Genomic DNA, 24,145 nt, shown 5'->3' with positions numbered 1-24,145 from the left:
TTGCGTCTAGCACAGACCCTGTGGCGAGGGGGCTTGTCGGAACGCCGCATCGCCCCGTTCGGCTGCGAAGCAGTCGTAAAACCAGCAAACGCGTTTTGCCTGATTCACCGCGTTTTTCGGTTTTTGGGGTGCTGCGCACCCAACGGGGGCAAGCCCCCTCGCCACAATGGAAAGTGTTAAGTCTTAAGAGCCTTTGTTGCCTTTTGCATTCGCCGGGTCGTAGACCTTGGTCAGGTCACCCCCCAGGCGGAAAGTCTTGAACGGCTGCATTTCGTGCTTTTTCTCAAGCACATCCGGCGAGCAGGTGTAGAGCGTGCAGAACGGTTCGAGCCAGGCGAATTTCGAGTCGTCTTTCAGATCGGTCATGTCCTGTTCCTTACCGTTCTTCTTCTCGAATTCTTCCGGGTCTTCGACACCCGCGAGCACTCGATCACCGAGGCGTTTCAATGCGCCGTTGTTTTCCTGACGCAAGTCCACACCGTTGACCTGAGCGAAACTGGCGATCATCGCGAGCGGCGGCAGGGCGTAGTTGTGGTAGGCGAGGGCGCGTTGCTCGCGCTTGAGCTCGTTAGGCAGGAAACCCTGGGCGTCGATCTGATTGGCGCCGACCTTGAATTCCTTCACCGACCAGTCGAACAGGTCACGGCGGTTGGTGGCGATGGAGGCTGCCATCACCGACCAGGCGGACCAGTACGAGTGGTTGTTGGTTTTTTCCAGTGGCAGGTTGTCCCAGTCGCTGACCACCTGATCAGCCATTTTGCTGAACCAGGCTTCAATCAACTGCGACTCTTGCTGGTGGTTCGCCAACGGATGCGAGTCGGAAAACTTCAGGCGGATATAGGACGATGCCATGCTGCCCAACGCCCATTTGCGCATGGACTTGCCGGTGTGGTTGAAGTCCTTGGACATCAACGCATCGGCCTTGGCCCAGGCGGTCAGCCAATTCAGGGTGCATTCCAGCTGTTCCGGACGACCGTCACGCATGTACTGCATCACGCGCTTGCTGGTGCCGCGTTCAATCTTGGTGATGTCGGCCGTGGTGTCACGGAAGGCTTTTTCCGAGGCCTCGTTCAGGGTCGAACGGGCCTTGTCGGAACCTTCGTATTTGCTGCGAAATTGCAGCGAACCGGTGTACGGCGTCGGGATCGCGTCACAGCCTTCGCTCTTGTCGCCGGTTTTGACTTTTTCAATCGGCGCGAAATACCCCTGTGGCGGGCGCAGTGGTGCGGCGGCCTGGGTGGCTCCGGCGAACATCGCCAGAGTCAGCAGGGAGGGCGCGATCAATCTTTTCAAAGTTCGGGTTTGCATGCATGTCATAGAGGTTGCCTCATTGCCCGGCTTGAGCGGTACGCTGCCCAGCGCCAGGGAACACGTTGCGTTTGCAGATTTTCGCTTCGACTTTCTGTGGCGCGGCACCTGCTTCAGGACCCTGGATTTCGACGGCCAGCAGATTCTGCGAGGCCCAGTCTTCGTCCGTGCGCAACTCAAAGGCGAAACGCCCGTCGGTGTCGGAGGTTTCCGGCTTTTCGATCTTGATGTCCTCGTGGCGACCGTTCATGTACCAGAGGGTGGCTTGTAGATTTTTCACCGACGGATCGGCGAAGCGGATATCAACCTGGTGACTGCTGTTTTGCAGGTTCAGGTTCTTGCTGTTGACCATCAATTCGTTCTTGCCCGGTTTCAACGTGGTGCTGCCGGTCAGCTGTGCATCCTTTCCTTCGCAACCGTTGTCCAGCAGCGCCATCATCTGGCGGTAGATGGTTTCCTGGTCGAGGCGATAGAGCGGCGAGAATTCCCAGATCAGAATCTTCGGTGGCTTGGTCTGGAACTCTTCGCTGCCCAGGTACTGCAGCATCGAACCTTCCAGGCCACCGCCGGGGAACGCCACGTTGAGAATGTCGGCGCCGATGGCCTCTTCGAGGAAACCGGCGAAGTTGTAGTTCTTGCCGCTGTGGCTGGTGCCGACCAGGGTGATCTCCGGATTTCCGGAATCACTGAACAGATCGCCATCAGCTGCTTCGCCTTTCGGCTCGGTGGTGAACTGATCCATGTACTGGATCGCGTAGCTGGTGCCACAGAGTTGACCAGCCATGTTGTGTAACGTTCCGGTCTTGCCCATGCGACCCGACTTATGGCTCTCGAACTCGCGCTTCGGCACGTCGGCAAACGCCGGCAAATGCTTGATTTTCTCGCCAACGATTTTCGCCGTGCGTTGGGCGCCATACGGCGTCCAGTGTTGGTCGCCGCGGAAGTAGAAGTCGTGGGCGGGCAGGGTTTCGGGCAGCGATTCGTTGGTCAGCGGCGACAGGTCAGGCACCACGTAGCCCATCTGCTCGAAACGTCCGAGCATGGTCTTGTAGTTCCTCAACGCCTTGTCGAAATCGTAGCTCGCCTTCTCTGCCGGGTTGAGCTTGTTGCGGTTCACCAGGCCACGGGTCGGCTGGTAAACGATGACCAGTTCCACGCCTTTGCTCTTGAACGCATCGTGCAGCTCTTTCATGCGCTTGTAGCCGGCGGGGGTGGTGTTGAACTCGGTGCGCAAATCTTCTTGCGTACGGAACAGCCAATCGCCCTGAGCCTGCACCAGCGTGGTGAAGTTCTGCTGGTAACGCGTGGTGTAGTTCTTCGGGTCGTGGGCTTCAGGGCAAAGATTGCAGCAATCATCGGCCTTGAATGTCGGTGCGCTTGCGCTGGCGGCGTCAGCGGCGCGAACACCGGTGCTGGCCGCGAGAATGCCGGCGGTCAGGGCCGACAGGCTGAGTAATTTGATCAAGTGTGGGTGCATAAAATTATCCTCAGTCCCGCATTTCGGTCTGGCGTTCGACAGGGTCGATCAGCACGGCTTTCTGCTGGCGTACCAGCAGGTCGAGAATTTCATCCTGGCGCTCGCCGAGAATCCCCGAGAAGCTGATGCCGCTGGATTTGGTCGGTGCGAGCATGGACACGCGATACAACTCGACGCTCAGCGGCGAGTCGATGGACAGCGGGCCGCTGCCGTTGCCGGCCAGTTCGCCGCCGACCACGATCAGGGACACCTGGGCGTCGAACGGGTCGAGCTTGATGTCACGGTCGGTGTCGCTCAGGTCCTTGATGTGCCCGTAGACACCGGTCAAGCCGTTGGCCATGGACAGGTTTTCGTAGAGGCGGATGTTCACGCTGTTACGAATCCGGATGCCGTGGCGCTTGTTGCTGATCACCTTGTTGCCCCACAGCAGGTTGTCGCCACTCTCGTAGAGGGTGATGCCGTCGGTGTGGTTCTTGTAGATCTCGTTGTAGGCGATCAGGTTGTTGACGCTGTTACGGTCGATCACCAGGCCCGACAACTTGTTGTCGTAGCTGCGGTTGTTGAAGATGAAGCTGTCGTTCACTTCACGGGAAATAATGATCCCGTGCTTCTTCTTGGTCCCGTACACCGTGTTGTCGGCAATGATCAGACCGTGGGAACGGTCATGCGGGTCAATGCCGTAGACGATGTTGTCTTTGTAGGTATTGCCCTTGACCACAAAGTCGCGGGCTTCGTAGCAGTAGAAGCCGTACCACATGTCCGAGAATTCGGAGTCGATGATCCAGCCGCTCGGTTCAGGACGCTTGAGTACCTTGGCCATGTTCGGCGTGTATTGGGAAATACTCACGCCGTAGGACTTACTGTTGGCGTAGCCGAAACTGGCGATCTTGCTGTTGGCGATGTAGGTCTGGGTGCCGCCCCAGGACAGCAGGAACGGACGGAATTCCTTCGCCGACTTGAAGGCCGCCGGGCCGTTTGCTTTCTCGCTCCAGCCGGTGATTTTGGTATCACGCACGAACAACTGGCCGTCATTGACCAGGAACGAACCACCCTCTTGGGACAGGCGCAGTTCCTGGGTCTGTTTGTCGATTTCCAGGATGCCTTTCTCACCCACCACGATCGGCAGCTTCGCCAGGAACACACCCGGCGAAGTTTCGCTGAAGTACTGCTTGGGTACTTTCTTGGCCAGATCCTTGAGGTTCATGTAGCCGTCGTCGATGAAGATCGCCTGCGGGATACCGTGCTGACGCACGACCCATTCGGCCATCTTGTTATCGCCGCCAATGAAGTCCTTCAGGGCGTTTTCCTGCATCATCCGGCGCACACTGATTTTGCCGGGCTTGCTACGCACGATTTTCGCGGCGATGGCTTCGGCGGTGTAGCCTGAAGTGTCCGGCAGTTTCGGCGCGGCCAGCTCCAGCGGCGCGGTCGGGGCGCTGCTGACGGTGTAGGTCTTGGCCTGTTGCAACCCTTTGGCAATGGTCGCCGGTTGCCCTTTTTGAACGGGCGAGGCCGGCTCCACTGAGGCGAAGGCTGCCGTGCTGGCCAGCAACAATGCGCCGGCCAGCAAGGTCATCGAGCCTCTCTTCGGACTGTTCATGTCAGGAACTCCCTTAGCGGTTCGCATCAGAAGCGCCAGATCACGTCGACAAACGCGCGGTGCATGTACGAGTCGACGCCTTTGCCATACGCGTCGCCGGGCTTGAACACACCGCCACGCAAGCGCACCAGGGCCGAAGGCTCATCGATCGACTGGCTCAAGGACGCGGGCAGCAGGCCTTGCTTGAAGTACTTGGTGACGACCACGTCCATTTCCTGGCCGAGGTCTTTGTTGCCATCTTCCAGCGGCAGGGACGTGGTGGAAAGAATTGCGCCGGTCGCGTCGTCGGTGTTGTTCTCGACGGCGTTAATGCCGTTGCTGCCGACAGGCTTGTTGCCGTCTACGCGCCAGAATTTGTGGTAGATCACACTGGCGTCGTATTCGTCGTTGAGCATCCACGAACCGAACAGAGTGGCGGACTGCATGTTTTGCATTTCGCCACGGTAGGCTTCGCCGAAACGGTGAACCCGCGAGCGAGTACCGGTGTAGTTCGAGCGGTTGCTTTCCAGGCCGTTCTGTTCGTAATCGGCGCTGGCACGGGCATAGGCTGCACCGACTTGCCATTGCGGATCGAGGCGCAGACGCACGCCCAGGTCAGTGGCCCAGCCATCGACATCGCCACTGGTTTTGGCTTGTGCTGGAGCGGTGCCATCGGCGTTGAGCGGGTTGACCTTGTCGCGGTCGCCGCTCATGCCGGTGACGCTGCCCCAGTAATTAACGGTGTTGGTGTTGCGCCAGTTGTAGGCATCGCTGTCGGCGGTGAGGCCGATCCAGCTGATGTCGCCGTTCTCTTTCTTGTCCAGGGAATCGGCGGGAACACCCGGCTGCGCGTAGTCGAGCTTGCCGTCATCGTGGGTGTGATGACCGCGAATGCCGACCCAGTTGCCCGGGGTCCACTGGTACGCCGCATCGGCGAAAGCGTGCAGGCGATCCTTGTCCTTGGGGGCGAGCTCTGTAAGGTCAGTGCGGTACTCGCTGAAGCGCTCGGCAACACCGGCGTTGGCGCGCAACAGAGTGGTGTCGAAGGTCCAGTTCAGGGCTTCGATATTGGTGTCGCGCCATTGGCCATCGTCATTGTGCAGACGCTGGCGACCGAGCTTGAGCATCTCGCCGGGATACGGCGTAAGGCCTCTGTAACCGACCCAGAACTCACGCATCGCCAGGTAGTTTTTCTTGCTTTTGCGATCACCGCTGTCGGTGGCCTGGGTGCCGTCGCTGTCGGACTGTTGCAGGGTGTCCGTCTCGATGATGTCGGTGGACGTCACCGCCTGACCCATGGCGTAGCCACTCCATGCGCCGCTCTCGCCATAAATCCATGGACGCAAGTCGAGGCCTACGCCGTTGACGTCGCCGCCGCTCTGCGTACCGAGGTCGGTGTCGTCTTCGGACTGGGCGGTGACTTTCACGTCAAGGCCGTAGTTCTTGCTTTCAGTCAGGGCCGCCAGGGTCGGGCACGACCACAGCAGGGCGAATGACAGGCCGATACCGGCCTTAACGAATGGATTCAACTTCATAGGGATTCCTCGCCGTCTTCTTCTTCCAGGGCATGCAGTTCCAGCGTGTTCTGACTCAAGGCACCACGAACGGCCTGTTCTTGTTTCAACAGGCGTTGGGCCTCGGCGAGCTGGGCAGGCGGCAGTTGGGTTTCGAGTGTTTGCGCAAGCTCGGTGGCTTGCGGGGTGTTCTGGGCCTTGGCCAATTGGCTGAAGACATAAGCGTTAAGTGGGTTGGGCCGGGTGCCCTTGCCTTGGGAGAACAGTTGGGCAATGGCGAAGTCGGCGCTGCTCTGGCCGTTACGCGCAGCCTTGAGCAGGTGGTCCAGCGCTTTTTGCGGATAGACCTTGCCCAGGTAACCGCGACGGTAGATCTGGCCGAGGTAGTAATCGGCGGCCACTTCTCTGTCGACGGCTTTCTTGAAGTGTTCTTCGGCGAGCTTCGCGTCGGCCGGCACCATTTTGCCTTCGTAATAGAGTTTGCCCAGCAACAGTTCGGCGCGCGGCTGGTCGGCGGCGCGGCCGTTGTCCAGGTACTTCATCATCGTGTCGACGTCACCCAGTTCCGGGAAGTCGTAGAGCAATTGCGCCAGGCTAACCCAGGAAGCGGGGTAGCCGGGTGCGATGCCTTCGAGCAGCGACTGGGCGGTTTTCTCGTCGGTGGTGCCTAGGGATGCATCGCCCAGTACGCGAGCCACGCTGTCCACCCGCTGGGCGGAAACCACGCCGCGAGCCTGACCGGCTTGCATTTGCTTGATCAGCTCGGCCTGTTTCTCTGGCTGGGCTTTTTTCTGATAGACCGTGGCCAGTTCGACGTAGCAGATGTCGGTGGTGTTCAACGCGGCTTTGCAGATCGTTTCCACTTCGTCCAGATGCTGGTCGTAAGTGCCCTGGGTGCGATAGAGCAGCACTTGGGCCAGGCCCGCTTCCGGCTTGCCTTCGGCGCGCCATTGGCTGATCTGCTGTTGCGCATTGACGTTCGGGAAACTGTGCGGGTATTGCAGGTATAGCATCGCCAGCGGGATCAAGGTGTTGCCTTCGCCTGCGGCAGTGGCTTTCTTCAACAGGCCTTCGGCTTCGTGCTGCTCGGCTTCGGTGGAGCCAGGTTTGGCCACCAGCAGGCGACCCAGGCGAGCCTGGGCTCGCGGCGAGACGCTGGCCGCGGCGCGATAAGTCGCCTCGGCTTTCTTGATCTGCGCCGGGTCACGGCTGTCGACCTGGATATCGGCGAGGCCAACCTGTGCTTCGCTGTAGCCCAGGTCTGCCAATTGCTGGTAATTCTGCGCCGCCAGCGTGGTATCACCACGCTTGAGGGCTTCGTTGGCCAGACGCTGGTCGGGCAGGCCTGCGCAGCCGGCCAGGGCGATTGCCATGGCCAGAGTCAGCGGGACTGGCAGGATTCTGAGTGGGCTAGTCACGGGGCATGTCCTCTTGTTTTTAACGACCGGCGGCCATGGCTTTATCGATCAGCCAGTTCAGGTTCGGACCGCGGTTGGCGTTGACTTCAACCGGGCGACCGGCGAATTTGCTGTCCAGCGGCTCATCAGGCTTGATCAGCACGCGGATGTCGGACGACAGGTCGGCGCTTTTCAGGCTGGTGCTGCTGACGATCGTGCCGGAGCGGGTTTTGTCTTCGCCGGCAATCTGGAAGCTGACCGAGCTGCCTGGCAGCACGTCGCCGAATTGGCGATAGGAGAAGCGCGCTTCAATGTTGGCTTCGCTGTTACGCGGCACCAGTTGGAAGATCACGTCGCCCTTGTTGGCGTACTGACCGTCGGCGACCATTTGCTGCGCTACGGTGCAATCGCACGGCGACGTCAGGGTGCCGGTCATTTGCTTGCCGAACAGTTCTTCAACCTTGGCCGGTTGCAATTGATTGTCGTCAAGATGGCCCTTGAGCACATCGAGCATGCTGGTGCTGAAGGTCGCAAGCGGCGCGCCCTTGGCGGCAACGCCGTCGGGTTTGATCAGGCTCTTCACGGTGCCATCGCGCGGCATGGTGATGTTCATGCCCGCTACGCTGACCAGACCGGCCTGGGCGTGGCTGACGAAGTACATGCCGTACACCGACTTGAAGATGAAGCCGAATGCCGTCAGGCCGACGAGAAAGATCGCCAAGCTGAAGGTCACGGCACGCAGACGACCGAACGGGGTCATGCCGTGGCCGCCATCCTTGTTCTTGCGCGCCTTGGTGAAGTTGTCGCGTTGCAGGGTGGCCAGCACTTCACCCATGGTGACGATGTCGCCGGCCAGGTGAGAAGTGATCAGGTGGCGCAGGGTGGAAATGTCCTGGGATTCGAGGTTCTGGAACTGGCAACCGGTACGACCGGTTTCGCGGTCGTGGGAGCGCACCAGTAACTCGACGTCCATGGCCAGGCCAAGGTTATCGATGACGAACTGCAAACGCGCCTTGTACACGTCGCCGATCTTCAATGGCAGCTGACCGGCGTTGAACGCCAGGCCGCCAGCGGAGAGGTCGATGACCCGAGCTTCTACCGGGGTCCGGTCAGGGCCGAAGAAGCGCAGCTTGGCCGGGATTTTTACCCGGGCATGCTGGCGCTGGGCTTCTGATTCATGCACTACGTTGGCGTTGACGGCGGTATTCATATGGACGATTTCCTAGTTAATTCAGGCGAGTTCGGTCAGACCATCATCAGCAGCACGGCAACAAAAATGCTGCCGGCGGAGAAGGTCATGGTCCGAGACGACCAAGTGTTGAACCAACCTTGAAAGCTGGCGAGATCACGGGTCAGGGAAGTGGGCTGGCGACTCCAGGACTGTCGGTCGAGGCGGAAGAACACGTAGATCTTCACCAGCGCGCCGACGATCTGGTTGTAATAGAGAATCGCAGGGTAGGCCGGGCCGATCGTGTGACCGGACAAAGACAGCAGCACGGTCAGGATCAGGCGGGTAATGCCGATCCACAGCAGGTAAACCAGGATGAACGCGGCGCCGTACTTGAAGGTGGCGATGAGCGCGACGGTCAGGCCCAGCAGCGACGTCCACATCGACACACGCTGGTCGAACAGCACCACCGAAGTGAACAGGCCGAGACGTTTCATCCCCAGGCCCAGGGCGCGGGAGTTCTGCCGCAGGTTGTTGCCGTACCAGCGGAACATCAGTTTGCGACTGGCCTTGATGAAGCTTTTTTCCGGCGGGTGTTCCACGGTGTGAATGGCGGCGTCCGGCACATAAAACGTGTCGTAGCCCAGGCGCATCAAGCTGAACCAGCTCGACTTGTCATCACCGGTAAGGAACTTGAAGCGACCCAGGCGCCAGTGTTGCAGCGAATCGCTTTCCACGTCGGCGATGAAGTCCGGGTTGGTCACCACAGTGGCGCGGAATACCGACATCCGCCCGGTCATGGTCAGCACGCGCTTGGACAGGGCCATCGAGCACATGTTGATGTGACGCTGGGCGAAGCGCAGTTTGTGCCACTCGCTCATGATGTAGCCGCCGCGCACTTCGCAGAACTCGTTGGTGGTCAGGCCGCCGACATTGCCGAACAGCTGGAACCACGGCACGGTCTTGAGCACGACGCCTTCGGCAAGCACGGTGTCGCCATCGATCACTGCAACCACGGCGCGGTCGTCCGGCAAATGGCGGGAGATGGCGCGGAAACCGTAGGCCAGGCCATCGCGCTTGCCGGTGCCGGGAATGCGCACGAAGTCGAGCTTGACGCGAGCCGGTGGATTCATTTTGGTCCAGAGGCTTTTCACCAGCTTCTCATCGGACATTTCCACGATGGAGCAGACCATGGTGGTCGGCAGGCCGCAGTCGATGGCTTCGCGAATCACCGAGGCGTAGACCTGGGCGGTGGTCAGCGCGTCGATACGGAAACTGGTGACCATCAGAAACACATGGGACGGGTTTGCCGCTTCACCCAGCTTGCGCACTTTGCGCCGCAGGTGCGGGTAGACCACGTACAGAAACAGCATGCCGCGCAGAAAGTGCGTAGCACCCATCGAGTAGCGCCAGATACCGACGATACCGATCAGGAAGATGAAGTCCTTCGACTCGGAGTCGAACGTGGACGCAGGCAACGCCATGGCGATGCCCATCAAAATACTTAAGTAAAACAGCCAACCGGCGACCTGAAGTAGGCCGTGCTTTAGCCTGTGCATAATCTGCATCCGTCTCTATCTCGGGCGAGCCTGTGGGGTGGCCCGATGGGGTTAAGGCAGGCTTACGAAAACTGGCGACATCCGGTGTGGATGACGCCAGAAATCCTGTAGGAGCTGGCGAAGCCTGCGATCTTTGGATCTTTCGTTTGAAACTCAAGTGGATCTGGAAAGATCGCAGCCTCGTTTCACTCGACAGCTCCTACGCAGCTCCTACGACCGCATTACCAGCAGATGCCTTCGGTGCGACCGCTAACGCTGGTGGCTTGAGACATGAAACCGACCAGGTCGATCACTTGCTTGCCGTGTGGAGCGTTCTGCGCCAGGGCGCGGAACTTCTCGTCACGGTTGCCGAGGATGATCACGTCGGCGTTATTGATCACGTCGTCGAAGTTAGCGTTGAGCAAGGACGAGACGTGAGGGATCTTCGACTCGATGTAATCCTTGTTCGCACCGTGGACACGGGCGTATTCGACGTTGGTGTCGTAGATGCTCAGGTCGTAACCCTTGCCGATCAGCATTTCCGCCAGATCAACCAGCGGGCTTTCGCGCAGGTCATCAGTACCGGCCTTGAAGCTCAGGCCCAGCAGGGCGACTTTGCGTTTGCCGTGGCTGGTGACGATGTCGAAAGCGTTCTGCACCTGGGACTCGTTACTGCGCATCAGCGAGTTGAGCAGTGGTGCTTCCACGTCCAGGGAGCCGGCGCGGTAGGTCAGGGCGCGAACGTCCTTCGGCAGGCAGGAACCGCCAAACGCGAAACCAGGGCGCATGTAGTACTGGGACAGGTTCAGCGTCTTGTCCTGGCAGACCACTTCCATCACTTCGCGACCATCGACGCCGACAGCCTTGGCGATGTTGCCGATCTCGTTGGCGAAGGTCACCTTGGTGGCGTGCCACACGTTGCAGGTGTACTTGATCATCTCGGCCACTGCGATGTCCTTGCGGATGATCGGAGCGTCGAGTTCTTCGTACAGCGATTGCAGTACGTCGCCCGAAGCCTTGTCGAACTCACCGATGACGGTCATTGGCGGCAGGTCGTAGTCGGCGATCGCGGTGCTTTCACGCAGGAACTCAGGGTTCACTGCAACGCCGAAGTCGACACCGGCTTTTTTGCCGGAGCAGTCTTCGAGGATCGGGATCACTACGTTTGCCACAGTGCCTGGCAGGACGGTGCTACGAACCACGATGGTGTGACGAGTGGTCTTGTCACGCAGGACAAAACCGATCTCGCGGCACACGGCTTCGATGTAGTTCAGCTCCAGGTCGCCGTTCTTCTTGCTCGGCGTGCCGACGCAGATCATCGACAGGTCGGTGTCGCGAATCGCTTCGGCGAAGTTGGTCGTGCCGCGCAGTTTGCCCGTCTCGATACCCTTCTGCAGAAGTTCGCCCAGACCCGGTTCAACGATCGGCGATTTACCGGCGTTGATCATATCGATTTTGTCTTTGGCAACATCGACGCCAACGACGTCATGGCCCCGTGCAGACAGGCAACCGGCACATACTGCGCCGACGTAACCCAAACCAAATATGCTGATGCGCATCGCAATTACCTCTGTGTTTATCAAGCCATAACATGGCCGGAGTTAATGGTGTTCAGCGGTCGTAGTGCACTCGGAAGTGCGCCTTAAAGGCGTCACAATGCCGCGTGCAGGCATATAAGTTCCGAGTGTCTAAATAAGTGCACTCAAAATGTGCGCAACTAGGCTTTTATTGTTATGGCGTGCCCTGTTATGCAGCTGATCTTCTAATCAGAAGACATTCGTGCAAAGGTCTTGCGCGCTCAATGCCAGGCCAGAAGCCCGTAAATCAAGCGCTTGAGTGCTCACGTGAGCACGTTTATAGGGGCGCGGCCTTGGCCTTGTAGGGGATATTTATGAGGCTTATCTCCTATCCTTCATGTGTTGCCCAAATCAGGGATCAGTAAGCAGAAGTTAATGTGACAACTTTGCTATGTGGATCTCTTCTCTGTGTAAGTTATCTCGTACAAGCTCAGAGAGAATGGTTACCGGTGGTATGAGCGACGCATCTGGACATAGTTCCTGTCCGCCCATCGCGAATTCTGAAATTTCTTGAAATATTGAAAAAGATGGCACTGCTTTCATATTGATAGCAACACCTGTTTCGCCCTTGATACATAGGGTTATTCTCGGGCTAGATAGTTATTTGCCACTACTGATAAAAAAATTTGGTGCCACTACTGAAAAAAATCAGCGAAGTCGAGTGAAACTAAAGTTAGGAAATCGAGTGATTGGTTTTTGACGTCAGCGAAGTGACGAATAGCGCGGGGAATTGTTGGTCTACAGGCGTGGCGCACGACCTTAAATGAGGCGTGCGCCAACCGACTGTTTACTCGGATGCGTGATCGCGCAGGAACACCAGATTGTCGGGTTTGGAATGCTCGGCGCTGTAGCGATAACCTTGTACATCGAACTGCTTGAGAGCTTGCGGGTCATTGATGCGCTCTTCTATGACGAAGCGACTCATCATGCCGCGGGCCTTTTTCGCATAGAAACTGATGATCTTGTACTGGCCGTTCTTCAAGTCCTTGAATTCGGTATTGATGATGCGCGCATTCAGGGCGTTGCGTTTGACCGCCGAGAAGTACTCGTTGGAGGCCAGGTTCAGCAGCACGTCATCGCCTTGATCGGCCAGTGCTTCGTTCAACCATTCGCTGATCCGTGTGCCCCAGAAGGCATACAAATCCTTGCCACGGGCATTCGCCAGTTTGGTGCCCATCTCCAGTCGATACGGCTGCATCAGGTCCAGTGGGCGCAGCAGGCCATACAGGCCGGACAACATGCGCAAGTGCTGCTGGGCGTAATCGAAATCGGCCTCGCTGAAGGTTTGAGCATTCAACCCGGTGTAAACGTCGCCCTTGAAGGCGAGCAGTGCCTGCTTGGCATTTTCCGGAGTGAAGGCGGGTGTCCAGCTGCCGAAACGCGCGGCGTTGAGCCCGCCGATCTTGTCGGAGACGTGCATCAACTCGCTGATCTGCGCTGGGGCCAGTTCGCGCAATTGCAGGATCAGCTCCTGGGAATGGTCGAGGTATTGTGGCTGGGTGAAGCGCTGGGTCGCCGGCGGTGTTTCGTAATCGAGGGTCTTGGCGGGGGAAATCACCATCAGCATGAAGTCGTCTCCTTTAATCGTGGGGCGATTCTAGGGGGTTGTCCTTGTTGACTCCAGCTATCAAGTCCATAGGTGATGATCGGTGGAACGATCATGTCAGTCGGATCAGCTATAGTGCCGCGCGGGTTTTGTTATGGAGACATCCCATTGCGTATCGTTTTTCTATTCTCGGCTTGGCTGTTGAGCTTCGGTGCCATGGCGGCGCCGGGCGATGTGGCAACGCTTGATCGCAGCACTTGGCCTGAACAGCTCAACAGCCCAACCCTGTTCGATGTGGCATCACGGGCCGAAATCCTGATGTTTACTCGCGTTCTGTTGGCCAGCGAATCCCTGGATGAAGCGAGCCTGGCCCAGCGCCTGGGGTTGCGCACAATCAATCTGGAATCGATCAACAATCTGCGCCAGCGCATGTGGCAGCGACTGCTGACCAACTACAACTACGCCCAGCAGAGCTGCGATCAGGATGCTTCCTTCTGTTTTTTGGTCGAGGACATGGACACCCTGCGCCAGCAAGCCGCCAAGTTTCAGGTCAGCGATGAGAGCTACTACATAAAGTGGGCCGAACCAAGTCGACTGTTCCACGCCCAGTACCTGGACGAGCAATTGCGCAAGGCCGCGCTGTTTCCGCAAACCAGCAGCGAAGTCGATCGTTTTGGCGACTATGAGCGCAACGGCGATCAGATGCATGATCGGCTGTTTCTGCTGACCTTCGACAGCGGCGCCAATGCCGTGCCGGATAACACTGCCTGGGCCGCGGAATACCTGCGCAAGTCGAACATGAGTGGCACGTTCTTCGTCCTCGGCAAAGACATCCAGGCCCGTCTGGCCGATCGTTCGGTAGCCAGCCTGCAAGCGACGTACTCGAAGCAGTGCATTGGCGCGCAAGGCTGGGAATTTCGCTCCCACAGCCACTGGCAGGACTGGCAGGACTCGGTGCGACGCAGCGTCGAACTGGTCAAAAGCAAACTGCCCGAGAACTACGTGCCATTGTTTCGCCCGCCCGATGGTCAGCGTCGGTCTGACGCTGAAAGATTCTTCAAATCCCAGGGCTTGCAGGTGGCGCTGTGGGATATCGATGCCCAGGATGGTGCCGGCAAGCTGAAAGCCAATCAGAGCGGGCAACGGGTGTTGAGCCTGATGTTGTTGTGGCGCCACGGGGTGATCAACTTCAACGTGAAGCAGGATGCGCTGAAAACGGCGATGCCCTGGCTCATCACGCAAACGGCGCAAAGTGGAATCGGCTGGGAAGACTGTCAGGACGCGTTTCGCTGAAAACGACGAAAGGCCGTAAACATTGGTGAAAGGGTGATTTTGGACGAGAATTCGGTGCAGGCGGACTTCCGACTTTAACGGGGTGATGGCCATCCGCCTAGTGCTATTGGTCACTCTGAAAAATAAACTTCAAAAAAACGTCAAAGTACTTTTTTCTGTCACAGGTTTTGGAGTATTACGAAGACAGACCGCCGAAACCTGCAGACAGGTGGCGTCTTCCAAGACCCCCATTTGTGTGCAATTCACTTGAGTCCTCGCAGGTGAATTCGGTGGCCACTTCGAGGCGCAGCACTGTCACGGTATTGCGTCGACTGGCTCCCACAAAGGTGACCGAGTATGGATGATCACGGACGTAGCTTTTCCTCCAACCAGCCAATCCTTTATGTACTCGATACCAACGTATTGATTCACGATCCAAACGCCCTTCTTAACTTCGAAGAACACCACGTCGCCATCCCGATGACCGTGCTTGAAGAGCTCGACAAGCTCAAGAGCGGGCATCACAGCGTGGCTGCGGAATGCCGTCAGGCGATTCGCCTGATCGACAAGACCCTGGGCGATGCCAGTCCTGAAGACGTCGAGCTCGGCGTCCCGATCCAGCGCGGCAAAAGCGGACCGAAGGGTTTGCTGTCAATTCTGATGAGCAAGCGAGCAGAACCGAACCTCATTCTGCCCGAGCACCTGAACGACAACATCATCATCAACCAGTTGATCGACCTGCACGCACGGGAACCGGAACTGCCTGTGGTGCTGGTCACCAAAGACATCAACATGCGCCTCAAGGCCCGGGCTTGCGGGATCGCGGCCGAGGACTACAGCACCGACCAACTGGTCGACGACGTATCGCTGCTGCCCAACGGTTATCACAACATGACCGGCTCCTTCTGGGACCGGGTGAGGAATGTCGATACCCGTCAGGACCATGGCCGCACCTGGCACCAGGTTCAGTTGATCGACAACCTGCCGGCGGTACACGTCAACGAGTTCATCATCGATGAACAGGGCTTTGTCGGCTGGATCAAGGAGATCGAGGAAGACAAGCTGCTGATTCTCGACCTGCATCAGGAACCCCTGTTGCACCAGGAAGCCTGGGGCCTGAAACCGCGTGACATCTATCAAAGCCTGGCGCTGTACGCCTTGCTCGACCCGGATATTCACCTGGTCAACCTGACCGGGGCAGCCGGTTCCGGTAAAACCATCCTCGCACTGGCGGCGGCGATCGAGCAGACCATGGTCAGCAAACGCTACCGCCGGATCATCGCGACCCGAAGCGTGCAGGGCCTGGACCAGGAGATCGGTTTCCTGCCCGGCACTGAAGCGGAAAAAATGGAGCCTTGGCTGGGCGCCATCACCGACAACCTCGAAGCCTTGCACATGGATGACGAAAACACCCATGGCAGTGTCGATTACATCCTCAGCAAAGTGCCGTTGCAGTTCAAATCCCTCAACTACATTCGAGGCCGCAGCTTCCAGCAGAGTCTGATCCTGATCGATGAATGCCAGAACCTCACGCCGCACCAGATGAAAACCATCATCACCCGTGCCGGCGCCGGTTCCAAAGTGGTGTGCCTGGGTAACCTGGCGCAGATCGACACCCCTTACCTGTCCGCGACCAGTTCCGGGCTGACGTACCTGACAGAACGCTTCAAGGATTTCCCCAACGGTGTGCACATCACCCTGCAAGGGGTGCCACGCTCGATTCTGGCCGAATACGCCGAATCGCATTTGTAACCCCCTCACAAGAACCGGGCGACCTCAAAGTCGCCCGGTTTTTTATGCTCACACAAATCCCATGTGGTGGTCTGATAATCAAGCGTGCGGAATTTTGACCCACAGGTTTACAATCGGGGCTCCTGATCAGGAGTATCCCTGTGCTGACTCATCTCGATTCCCAAGGTCGCGCCAATATGGTCGACGTCACTGAAAAAGCCATGACGTTCCGTGAAGCAACGGCCCAGGCGCTTGTGCGCATGCTGCCCGAAACCCTGCAGATGATCGTCAGCGGCGGTCACCCCAAGGGTGATGTGTTCGCCGTGGCGCGTATCGCCGGCATTCAGGCGGCGAAGAAAACCAGCGATCTGATTCCTCTGTGCCATCCGCTGCTGCTCACCGGCGTCAAGGTCGAGCTCAGTGCCGAAGGCGACGACACCGTGCGCATCGTCGCGCGCTGCAAGTTGTCCGGGCAGACCGGCGTCGAGATGGAAGCCCTTACCGCCGCCAGCGTCGCGGCGCTGACTATCTATGACATGTGCAAAGCCGTGGATCGCGGCATGACCATTGAAAGCGTGCGGCTGCTGGAGAAGCTCGGAGGCAAGAGCGGCCATTTCCAGGCGGATCAGCCATGAACGTCACCGTGAAGTTTTTTGCCCGTTATCGTGAAGCGCTCGGCGTGGACTCGGTGAAGGTTGAAGGTGATTTCGCCACGGTCGACGATGTGCGTGCGCTGCTGGCCCGGCGTGACGGTGCCGAAGTGTTGAGCGAGCAAAACCTGATGTGCGCCCGCAACGAAGACCTGTGCCAGCTCGATGAGCCGGTGAGCGATGGCGATGAAGTGGCCTTTTTTCCGACCGTGACCGGAGGCTGAGCCATGGCGATTCGCGTGCAATCCACGGCGTTCGATCCGGGTGCTGAAGTCAATGCCATGCACGCCGCCAATGTGGGCGTTGGGGCGGTGGTGAGTTTCGTCGGCTATGTTCGCGACTTCAATGACGGACTCGACGTCGCCGGGATGTTCCTTGAACACTACCCGGGCATGACCGAAAAAGCCCTCGCCAGGATTGCCACAGAAGCCGAGCAGCGTTGGCCGCTGCTCAAGCTTGAAGTGCTGCATCGCATCGGAGCCCTGGAACCGGGTGAGCCGATCGTCTTCGTCGGCGCCGCCAGCGCCCACCGCCAGGCCGCGTTCGATGCCTGCGCCTTTGTCATGGACTACCTGAAAACCCGCGCACCGTTCTGGAAGAAAGAAAACACCCCTGACGGCGCGCGCTGGGTTGAAGGGCGTGACAGCGATCATGCGGCGGCGGATCGCTGGAAGCGGTAAACAGCCAGTTGGTTCTTCATTGACAGGCCGTCTGCCTTCGCGAGCAAGCCCGCTCCCACACAAATGCTGTGTACGACATAGATTCCCTGTGGGAGCGAGCCTGCTCGCGAAGAGGCCACAAGCAACACCAAAACTCCCAATACTCACCGCCCGACCACCGGGCCACACATCCTCGATCGCCCCGATTGACGATTAATACATAAAAGTCCAGTATGGATTTATAAGTACAAAAAAGCGCTTCCCCCGTTTCTGCTCTTTCTTCTGTCTTGCCAAACCAACAACAACCCGCGAGAGAACGAATATGAAGAAATTCCCCCTCATCACCGGTCTGGCTCTAAGCCTGTTGGCGTGCAGTTCCCTGTTTGCCGCCGATAAAACCCTGCGCATTGGTATCGAAGCGGCTTATCCGCCGTTCGCCTCCAAAACCGAGAAAGGTGAGATTGTCGGGTTCGACTACGACATCGGCAATGCCCTGTGCGCACAGATGAAGGTCAAGTGTGTCTGGGTCGAAGGTGAGTTCGACGGTCTGATTCCTTCCCTTAAAGTGAAGAAAATCGACATGGCGCTGTCGTCCATGACCATCAACGAAGACCGAAAGAAGTCCGTGGATTTCACCCACAAGTATTACTTCACCTCATCGCGTCTGGTAATGAAGGAAGGCGCGACAGTGGATGATCAGTACGCCAGCCTCAAGGGCAAGACAGTTGGCGTGCAACGCGCAACCACCACTGACCGTTATGCCACCGAGGTTTTTGAGCCCAAAGGTATCAACGTCAAGCGTTACAGCAACAACGAAGAGATCTACATGGATCTGGCGGCCGGTCGCCTCGATGCCATTTTTGCCGACACCATCCCGCTGAATGACTTCCTGACGATGCCGCGTGGCAAGGGGTATGCCTTTGTCGGGCCGGAGCTCAAGGATCCGAAGTACGTGGGCGAGGGCGCCGGGATTGCGGTGCGCAAGGGCAACACCGAGTTGGTCTCCGAGCTGAACACGGCCATCGACGGCATTCGCGCCAGTGGCGAATACCAGAAGATTTCGGATAAGTACTTCAAGTCCGATATCTACGGCGACTGATCAATCCCATCGCCAGCAGGCTGGCTCCCACAGTTGAATGCAATCCAAAGTGGGCCAGCCTGTGGATGCAATCAAAGTGAGCCAGCCTGTGAGTGCATTCCAAAGTGGGAGCCAACCTGCGAATGCATTCCAAAATGGGCCAGCCTGTGAATGCAATCCAAAGTGGGAGCCAGCCTGCTGGTGATGCGGTCGCGGGATCATGCAAATCATCTCTGGAAATAGCCCGAATTTAATCCCTTCTTAACCGGCCCGTCGTCTATTCCCCGATACCCCGCTGCGCCTGCCGGACTCTCAAAGGTCAGGGCCAGCGTGTAGACTTGCGGGCAATCGATATTTAGAAGGGAAACGCAATGAGCGAGGAAACGATGCGGTTGGGCCGTGAACGGCGCTATCTGGTGTTGCTGGGCATCATCTGCCTGGGCCTGATTGGTGGCGCGCTGTACATGCAAATTGTGCTGGGTGAGGCGCCATGCCCGCTGTGTATCCTGCAACGTTATGCGTTGTTGCTGATTGCGCTCTTCGCGTTCATCGGCGCGGCCATGCGCACCCGCCGCAGCATCACGGTTTTTGAAACCCTGGTGGTGATCTGCGCAATTGCAGGCGTCGGGGTGGCCGGGCATCACGTCTATACCCAGTTCTATCCGGCAGTCAGCTGCGGCATCGATGTACTGCAACCGATCGTCGACGGTTTGCCACTGGCGAAGATCTTCCCGCTGGGCTTTCAGGTCGACGGCTTCTGCTCCACGCCGTACCCGCCGATCCTCGGTTTGTCGCTTGCCCAATGGGCGTTGCTGGCCTTTGTGCTGATCGTGGTGCTGGTGCCGCTGCTCACTTCGCGTAACCGCAAAGCCCTGCGCTGAGGTTATCCGCCGCACCGCTGCCGACAAAAAAAACGCCCCGGCCCTCGTTGAGGAGGCCGGGGCGTTTTGCATTTCAGGGCTCGGGTGAAATGACCTTGATGCGCGACAAGTCTGGGCGCGGCATGTGTGCGACATGTTGTCACAGCGCGAGTGTCGCAAGGCATTTCCAGGCGCCGAATTGGTACACGGTCGCGCAACAAAATTGGCCTTTTCAAACGTCGGGCAACTTCAGCCCCAAAAATCCGGAACAGGCAGTTTTAACAGGGCCTGGCGAATTGGCGAAGCCCTTGTCACATGGGGGCTTTGGCAGGGTCGAAGGTGGTCGCAGAGCCTTCGATACTGTCTGAACTGCCTGAGGTAGACCTACAATTTTTGGTGTTTTTGTTGAGAATGAATTTCGATACCATGGCGCACTTTTGCAAATACCGTTAATGATTGTTGCTGGAATGGATAAAAATTATTTCGGGATGAGACATGGTTTATAAAACGTTACATATCTACAATCGCCCGCACTGAATTCCCGGCACTGCTCATCCCTGAGCAGGAATAGGGCGTCGAGAGGCTCTTAGGCTTCATGCGACTCCCAGGTGTCGGCGCCTTCCAATTATCCGCACCAAATGGAATTGGTCTGTAACTAGGCCTTTGACCACGAATTCGAATAAGAACTCAACGCTGGCCCAGGATTTGTCGAGCAGCGTCTGACGCGCGACGGGCAGCCACTTATTCAATCCAAGAAAAATGCCAACCCTTGGCAGGGTGAAGTGTTGGCGATCAAAACCCAACTGCATTGCGCAAGCTGCTTTAGAGGTCGTGAGATGAGTAAAAACAGGTACCCCAGACTACTAGGCTTATTGCCGCTGATCGGCACGTTGTTGCTGTCAGGCTGCAACATGACCTTGCTCGATCCCAAGGGCCAGGTCGGCCTGGACGAGCGAAACCTGATCATCACCGCAACGCTGCTGATGCTGTTGGTCGTGGTTCCGGTCATCGTCATGACTTTCCTGTTCGCCTGGAAATACCGCGCGTCCAACACCGACGCCGTCTACACGCCGAAATGGTCGCACTCCACCAAGATCGAAATCGCGGTGTGGGCTGTTCCAGTGCTGATCATCATTGCCCTGGGCTACGTCACCTACAAGTCGACCCACGCGCTGGATCCTTACAAGCCGCTGGAATCCGACGTCAAGCCGATCACCATTGAAGTGGTCGCGCTGGACTGGAAGTGGATGTTCATCTACCCAGAGCAAGGCATCGCCACCGTCAACAAGATCGTGTTCCCGGCGCATACCCCGATCAACTTCAAGGTGACGTCGGACTCCGTGATGAACTCGTTCTTCATCCCGGCCCTGGGCGGCCAGATCTACGCGATGGCCGGCATGCAGACCAAGCTGCACCTGATCGCCAACCAGAACGCTGAAATGGACGGTATCTCCGCCAACTACAGCGGCGCTGGTTTCACCGGCATGAAATTCAAAGCTATCGCCACCTCTCAGGAAGATTTCGACGCCTGGGTCAGCGAAGTCAAAAAGGCACCTAAACAGCTTGAACAAGCTGAATACGCAGCCCTGTCCAAGCAAAGCCAGAACAACCCAGTCGAGCTCTACTCCTCGGTCACGCCGAACCTGTTCCAGATCATCGTCGACAAGTACGAAGGCATGAAACCGGGCAAGCCGATGCACCACGAGAAGAAAGAGCACGAAATGGCCGCCATGGAAGGGATGGACATGAGTTCGCATTCAGCTGCCGGGGCAGAGGAGTAAACGATGTTTGGTAAATTAAGTTGGGAAGCGGTCCCGTTCCACGAACCGATCGTGATGATTACCATCGCCATGATCGCGCTCGGTGGTCTGGCGCTGTTCGCTGCAATCACCTACTTCAAGAAGTGGACGTATTTGTGGACCGAGTGGCTGACCTCGGTCGACCACAAGAAAATCGGCGTGATGTACATCATCGTTGCCATGGTCATGCTGCTGCGCGGTTTTGCCGACGCCATCATGATGCGTACCCAGTTGGCCATGGCCACCGAGGGTTCGCCTGGCTACCTGCCGCCTGAACACTATGACCAGATCTTCACCGCTCACGGTGTGATCATGATCATCTTCATGGCGATGCCATTCTTCACCGGCCTGATGAACCTTGCAGTGCCGCTGCAGATCGGCGCGCGTGACGTTGCCTATCCGTTCCTGAACTCCCTGAGTTTCTGGCTGCTGGTTTCCGGCGTGGTGCTGATCAACCTGTCCCTGGGCGTCGGCGAATTCGCCAAGACCGGCTGGGTTGCCTATCCGCCGCTGTCGGGCCTGCAATACAGCCCTGGCGTGGGGATGGATTACTACATCTGGGCGCTACAGCTATCCGGGTTGGGTACGACGCTGACGGGGGTCAACTTCCTGGCCACCGTGCTGAAAATGCGTACACCGGGCATGAAGCTGATGGACATGCCGATCTTCACCTGGACCTGCACCTGGGCCAACGTCCTGATCGTGGCCTCGTTCCCGATCCTGACCGCTACCCTGGCACTGCTGACGCTTGACCGTTACATGGATTTCCACATTTTCACCAATGAACTTGGTGGCAATCCGATGATGTACGTCAACCTGTTCTGGGCCTGGGGTCACCCCGAGGTTTACATCCTGATTCTGCCAGCGTTCGGGATCTTCTCCGAAGTCATCTCGACCTTCACCGGCAAGCGTCTGTTCGGCCACCACTCGATGGTCTACGCATCGGGCGCGATCTCGATCCTGGGCTTCATGGTCTGGTTGCACCACTTCTTCACCATGGGTTCGGGTGCCAGCGTCAACGCCTTCTTCGGTCTGGCGACGATGCTGATTTCGATCCCGACGGGGGTGAAGCTATTCAACTGGCTGTTCACCATCTACCAAGGGCGTCTGCGTTTCACCAGCCAGGTTCTGTGGACCCTGGGCTTCATGGTGACCTTCGCCATCGGCGGCATGACCGGCGTACTGCTGGCCATTCCGGGTGCGGACTTCGTCCTGCACAACAGCCTGTTCGTGATCGCTCACTTCCACAACGTGATCATCGGCGGCGCGGTATTCGGCTACATCGCAGGCTTCGGCTTCTACTTCCCTAAAGCGTTCGGCTTCAAGCTGCACGAAGGTTGGGGCAAGGCAGCGTTCTGGTTCTGGATCTCGGGCTTCTTCGTCGCGTTCATGCCGCTCTATGCACTGGGCTTCATGGGCATGACCCGTCGTCTGAACGCCACCACCAACCCTGAGTGGGTGCCGTACCTGTACGTCGCCATGTTCGGTGCGGTGATGATCGCGGTCGGTATCGCCTGCCAGCTGATCCAGCTGTACGTCAGCGTGCGTGATCGCAACAAGCCGGAAAACATGTGCGAACACGGTGACCCGTGGAATGCCCACACGCTGGAATGGTCGACCTCGTCGCCACCACCGTTCTACAACTTTGCCGTGCTGCCAAAAGCGGAAACCATCGACCCATTCACCGAAGCCAAGGAAAACGGCACCGCGTACAAGGCTCCGGCCAGGTACGAACCGATCCACATGCCAAACAACACCGCGACCGGTGTGGTCATGGGTGCTCTGTTGACCGTGTTCGGTTTCGCAATGATCTGGCACATCTGGTGGTTGGCCATCGTTGGCCTGGTTGGCACCGTGGTGTATTTCGTGATCCACGCTGCCCGTGATGATCAAGGCTACATGGTGCCGGTCGACGTGATCGAGCGCATCGAAGCCGAGCAGCACAAGCGTCTGGTAGCGGCCGGGAAAGTTCCAGCCACCGCCACCCGTGTTGAAACCTCGTTGGAACAGGCTTAAACCATGTCGAACTTAGTGACCACTGCTGGACACGCCCATGGCACGGACCATGGGCACGACGACCATCACCACGACTCGGGCGAGATGACCGTATTCGGTTTCTGGCTCTACCTGATGACCGACTGCATCCTGTTTGCGTCGATCTTCGCAGCGTACGCGGTACTGGTTAACAACGTAGCGGGTGGCCCGTCGGGCCACGACATCTTCGAACTGCCGTACGTACTGGGCGAAACCGCTCTGCTGCTGTTCAGTTCGATCACCTACGGCTTCGCCATGCTGGCGTTGTTCAAAGGCAAGAAGAACCAGGTCCTGGGCTGGCTGGGCATGACCTTCCTGTTCGGCGCCGGCTTCATCGGCATGGAGATCAACGAGTTTCACGTACTGATTTCCGAGGGCTTCGGTCCTAGCCGCAGCGGCTTCCTGTCCGGGTTCTTCACCTTGGTCGGCACCCACGGTCTGCACGTGACCAGCGGTCTGATCTGGATGGCGATCATGATGTACCAGGTGCAGAAGAACGGCCTGACGGCGACCAACAAGACCCGTCTGAGCTGCCTGAGTCTGTTCTGGCACTTCCTGGACGTGGTGTGGATCTGCGTATTCACCGTTGTTTATCTGATGGGGACTATGTAAATGGCTAACGCACACTCCCACGATGGCCACGACGCCGGCCACGGCAGCGTCAAGTCCTACGCGATCGGCTTCATTCTGTCGGTGATCCTGACCGTCATTCCTTTCGGCCTGGTGATGTACCCATCGCTGCCCAAAGCAATGACCCTGTGGATCGTACTGGCCTTCGCAGTCATCCAGGTGCTGGTGCACCTGGTGTACTTCCTCCACCTGGACCGTTCGGCCGCGCAGCGTAACAACGTGATTGCGTTTGTTTTCGCCGCGATCGTGATTGTCCTGCTGGTAGGCCTGTCGCTGTGGATCATGTTCAGCATCCACACCAACATGATGGCGCACTGAGGAAAGTCCG

The 24,145-nt window shown here is 57.9% G+C and carries 20 protein-coding genes; 11 read left to right on the top strand and 9 right to left on the bottom strand.

Annotated elements, in window-relative coordinates; all coding sequences use genetic code 11:
* Window positions 1-183 precede the first annotated feature (183 nt).
* The 9 genes from AC3WP4_RS03835 to yaaA form a co-directional block, all read right to left on the bottom strand.
* Window positions 184-1,317, bottom strand: a complete 1,134-nt coding sequence (locus AC3WP4_RS03835; RefSeq protein ID WP_102615030.1) for a mannuronate-specific alginate lyase — start codon at window positions 1,315-1,317, stop codon at window positions 184-186.
* A gap of 10 nt (window positions 1,318-1,327) precedes the next feature.
* Complete coding sequence (locus AC3WP4_RS03830; RefSeq protein WP_074873880.1) at window positions 1,328-2,785, bottom strand: alginate O-acetyltransferase; 1,458 nt, start codon at window positions 2,783-2,785, stop codon at window positions 1,328-1,330.
* A 10-nt stretch (window positions 2,786-2,795) separates the two neighbouring features.
* Window positions 2,796-4,385 (bottom strand): mannuronan 5-epimerase AlgG, encoded by a 1,590-nt coding sequence (gene algG / locus AC3WP4_RS03825; protein ID WP_074873881.1) that lies wholly within the window; start codon window positions 4,383-4,385, stop codon window positions 2,796-2,798.
* A gap of 26 nt (window positions 4,386-4,411) precedes the next feature.
* Window positions 4,412-5,899: an alginate export family protein gene (locus AC3WP4_RS03820; RefSeq protein WP_074873882.1), complete on the bottom strand. Its 1,488-nt coding sequence runs from the start codon at window positions 5,897-5,899 to the stop codon at window positions 4,412-4,414.
* Window positions 5,896-7,251: an alginate biosynthesis TPR repeat lipoprotein AlgK gene (gene algK / locus AC3WP4_RS03815; RefSeq protein WP_074873883.1), complete on the bottom strand. Its 1,356-nt coding sequence runs from the start codon at window positions 7,249-7,251 to the stop codon at window positions 5,896-5,898. Before algK ends, AC3WP4_RS03820 begins: the two co-directional genes overlap by 4 nt.
* 64 nt (window positions 7,252-7,315) lie before the next feature.
* Complete coding sequence (locus AC3WP4_RS03810) at window positions 7,316-8,485, bottom strand: alginate biosynthesis protein Alg44 (protein WP_102615029.1); 1,170 nt, start codon at window positions 8,483-8,485, stop codon at window positions 7,316-7,318.
* A 35-nt stretch (window positions 8,486-8,520) separates the two neighbouring features.
* On the bottom strand, window positions 8,521-10,002 hold the full coding sequence (alg8, locus tag AC3WP4_RS03805) for a mannuronan synthase (protein ID WP_371916898.1): 1,482 nt from the start codon (window positions 10,000-10,002) through the stop codon (window positions 8,521-8,523).
* A gap of 221 nt (window positions 10,003-10,223) precedes the next feature.
* Window positions 10,224-11,540, bottom strand: coding sequence for a nucleotide sugar dehydrogenase (locus AC3WP4_RS03800; protein WP_102615028.1), 1,317 nt, complete (start codon window positions 11,538-11,540; stop codon window positions 10,224-10,226).
* Between the two features lie 805 nt (window positions 11,541-12,345).
* On the bottom strand, window positions 12,346-13,125 hold the full coding sequence (gene yaaA, locus AC3WP4_RS03795) for a peroxide stress protein YaaA (RefSeq protein ID WP_076028565.1): 780 nt from the start codon (window positions 13,123-13,125) through the stop codon (window positions 12,346-12,348).
* 147 nt (window positions 13,126-13,272) lie between these two features.
* Between yaaA and AC3WP4_RS03790 the strand changes: the two genes are divergently transcribed.
* From AC3WP4_RS03790 to cyoD, 11 genes are all read left to right on the top strand, one after another.
* Window positions 13,273-14,397, top strand: a complete 1,125-nt coding sequence (locus AC3WP4_RS03790; protein WP_102615027.1) for a polysaccharide deacetylase family protein — start codon at window positions 13,273-13,275, stop codon at window positions 14,395-14,397.
* A 336-nt stretch (window positions 14,398-14,733) separates the two neighbouring features.
* Entirely contained in the window at window positions 14,734-16,128 is a 1,395-nt protein-coding gene (locus AC3WP4_RS03785) for a PhoH family protein (protein ID WP_074873889.1), read from the top strand.
* A 140-nt stretch (window positions 16,129-16,268) separates the two neighbouring features.
* Window positions 16,269-16,742, top strand: a complete 474-nt coding sequence (gene moaC, locus AC3WP4_RS03780; RefSeq protein WP_074873890.1) for a cyclic pyranopterin monophosphate synthase MoaC — start codon at window positions 16,269-16,271, stop codon at window positions 16,740-16,742.
* Window positions 16,739-16,981, top strand: a complete 243-nt coding sequence (gene moaD, locus AC3WP4_RS03775) for a molybdopterin converting factor subunit 1 (RefSeq protein WP_074873891.1) — start codon at window positions 16,739-16,741, stop codon at window positions 16,979-16,981. The genes moaC and moaD overlap by 4 nt, the downstream gene beginning before the upstream one ends.
* A gap of 3 nt (window positions 16,982-16,984) precedes the next feature.
* Window positions 16,985-17,437, top strand: a complete 453-nt coding sequence (gene moaE, locus AC3WP4_RS03770) for a molybdopterin synthase catalytic subunit MoaE (protein ID WP_074873892.1) — start codon at window positions 16,985-16,987, stop codon at window positions 17,435-17,437.
* A 301-nt stretch (window positions 17,438-17,738) separates the two neighbouring features.
* Window positions 17,739-18,515 carry an ABC transporter substrate-binding protein gene (locus tag AC3WP4_RS03765; protein WP_074873893.1) on the top strand — a complete coding sequence of 259 codons (777 nt, stop codon included), beginning with the start codon at window positions 17,739-17,741 and terminating at the stop codon, window positions 18,513-18,515.
* A gap of 350 nt (window positions 18,516-18,865) precedes the next feature.
* Complete coding sequence (locus AC3WP4_RS03760; RefSeq protein ID WP_074873894.1) at window positions 18,866-19,375, top strand: disulfide bond formation protein B; 510 nt, start codon at window positions 18,866-18,868, stop codon at window positions 19,373-19,375.
* Between the two features lie 815 nt (window positions 19,376-20,190).
* The gene (cyoA, locus tag AC3WP4_RS03755; protein ID WP_074873896.1) at window positions 20,191-21,135 is read left to right on the top strand and encodes a ubiquinol oxidase subunit II; all 945 of its coding nucleotides are present in this window, start codon (window positions 20,191-20,193) and stop codon (window positions 21,133-21,135) included.
* A gap of 3 nt (window positions 21,136-21,138) precedes the next feature.
* A complete protein-coding gene (cyoB, locus tag AC3WP4_RS03750; protein WP_074873897.1) occupies window positions 21,139-23,169 on the top strand; it encodes a cytochrome o ubiquinol oxidase subunit I in 2,031 nt (676 codons plus the stop codon).
* Window positions 23,170-23,172: 3 nt separating this feature from the next.
* Window positions 23,173-23,799 (top strand): cytochrome o ubiquinol oxidase subunit III, encoded by a 627-nt coding sequence (locus AC3WP4_RS03745; protein WP_074873898.1) that lies wholly within the window; start codon window positions 23,173-23,175, stop codon window positions 23,797-23,799.
* Complete coding sequence (gene cyoD, locus AC3WP4_RS03740) at window positions 23,800-24,135, top strand: cytochrome o ubiquinol oxidase subunit IV (protein ID WP_074873899.1); 336 nt, start codon at window positions 23,800-23,802, stop codon at window positions 24,133-24,135.
* Window positions 24,136-24,145 lie beyond the last annotated feature (10 nt).

The sequence above is a fragment of the Pseudomonas sp. FW305-20 genome, from assembly GCF_058788075.1.
This window is presented reverse-complemented; position numbering and strand designations above follow the sequence as displayed.

What these genes read in the sequence shown, in the direction of transcription:
- yaaA (WP_076028565.1), bottom strand. Translation starts at nt 13,125, where the DNA reads ATGCTGATGGTGATTTCCCCCGCCAAGACCCTCGATTACGAAACACCG.
- AC3WP4_RS03760 (WP_074873894.1), top strand. Translation starts at nt 18,866, where the DNA reads ATGAGCGAGGAAACGATGCGGTTGGGCCGTGAACGGCGCTATCTGGTG.
- AC3WP4_RS03810 (WP_102615029.1), bottom strand. Translation starts at nt 8,485, where the DNA reads ATGAATACCGCCGTCAACGCCAACGTAGTGCATGAATCAGAAGCCCAG.
- AC3WP4_RS03745 (WP_074873898.1), top strand. Translation starts at nt 23,173, where the DNA reads ATGTCGAACTTAGTGACCACTGCTGGACACGCCCATGGCACGGACCAT.
- algK (WP_074873883.1), bottom strand. Translation starts at nt 7,251, where the DNA reads ATGGCAATCGCCCTGGCCGGCTGCGCAGGCCTGCCCGACCAGCGTCTG.
- AC3WP4_RS03765 (WP_074873893.1), top strand. Translation starts at nt 17,739, where the DNA reads ATGAAGAAATTCCCCCTCATCACCGGTCTGGCTCTAAGCCTGTTGGCG.
- AC3WP4_RS03800 (WP_102615028.1), bottom strand. Translation starts at nt 11,540, where the DNA reads ATGCGCATCAGCATATTTGGTTTGGGTTACGTCGGCGCAGTATGTGCC.
- cyoA (WP_074873896.1), top strand. Translation starts at nt 20,191, where the DNA reads ATGAGTAAAAACAGGTACCCCAGACTACTAGGCTTATTGCCGCTGATC.
- moaD (WP_074873891.1), top strand. Translation starts at nt 16,739, where the DNA reads ATGAACGTCACCGTGAAGTTTTTTGCCCGTTATCGTGAAGCGCTCGGC.
- cyoD (WP_074873899.1), top strand. Translation starts at nt 23,800, where the DNA reads ATGGCTAACGCACACTCCCACGATGGCCACGACGCCGGCCACGGCAGC.
- AC3WP4_RS03820 (WP_074873882.1), bottom strand. Translation starts at nt 5,899, where the DNA reads ATGAAGTTGAATCCATTCGTTAAGGCCGGTATCGGCCTGTCATTCGCC.
- AC3WP4_RS03835 (WP_102615030.1), bottom strand. Translation starts at nt 1,317, where the DNA reads ATGACATGCATGCAAACCCGAACTTTGAAAAGATTGATCGCGCCCTCC.
- algG (WP_074873881.1), bottom strand. Translation starts at nt 4,385, where the DNA reads ATGAACAGTCCGAAGAGAGGCTCGATGACCTTGCTGGCCGGCGCATTG.
- cyoB (WP_074873897.1), top strand. Translation starts at nt 21,139, where the DNA reads ATGTTTGGTAAATTAAGTTGGGAAGCGGTCCCGTTCCACGAACCGATC.
- moaE (WP_074873892.1), top strand. Translation starts at nt 16,985, where the DNA reads ATGGCGATTCGCGTGCAATCCACGGCGTTCGATCCGGGTGCTGAAGTC.
- AC3WP4_RS03830 (WP_074873880.1), bottom strand. Translation starts at nt 2,785, where the DNA reads ATGCACCCACACTTGATCAAATTACTCAGCCTGTCGGCCCTGACCGCC.
- alg8 (WP_371916898.1), bottom strand. Translation starts at nt 10,002, where the DNA reads ATGCACAGGCTAAAGCACGGCCTACTTCAGGTCGCCGGTTGGCTGTTT.
- AC3WP4_RS03785 (WP_074873889.1), top strand. Translation starts at nt 14,734, where the DNA reads ATGGATGATCACGGACGTAGCTTTTCCTCCAACCAGCCAATCCTTTAT.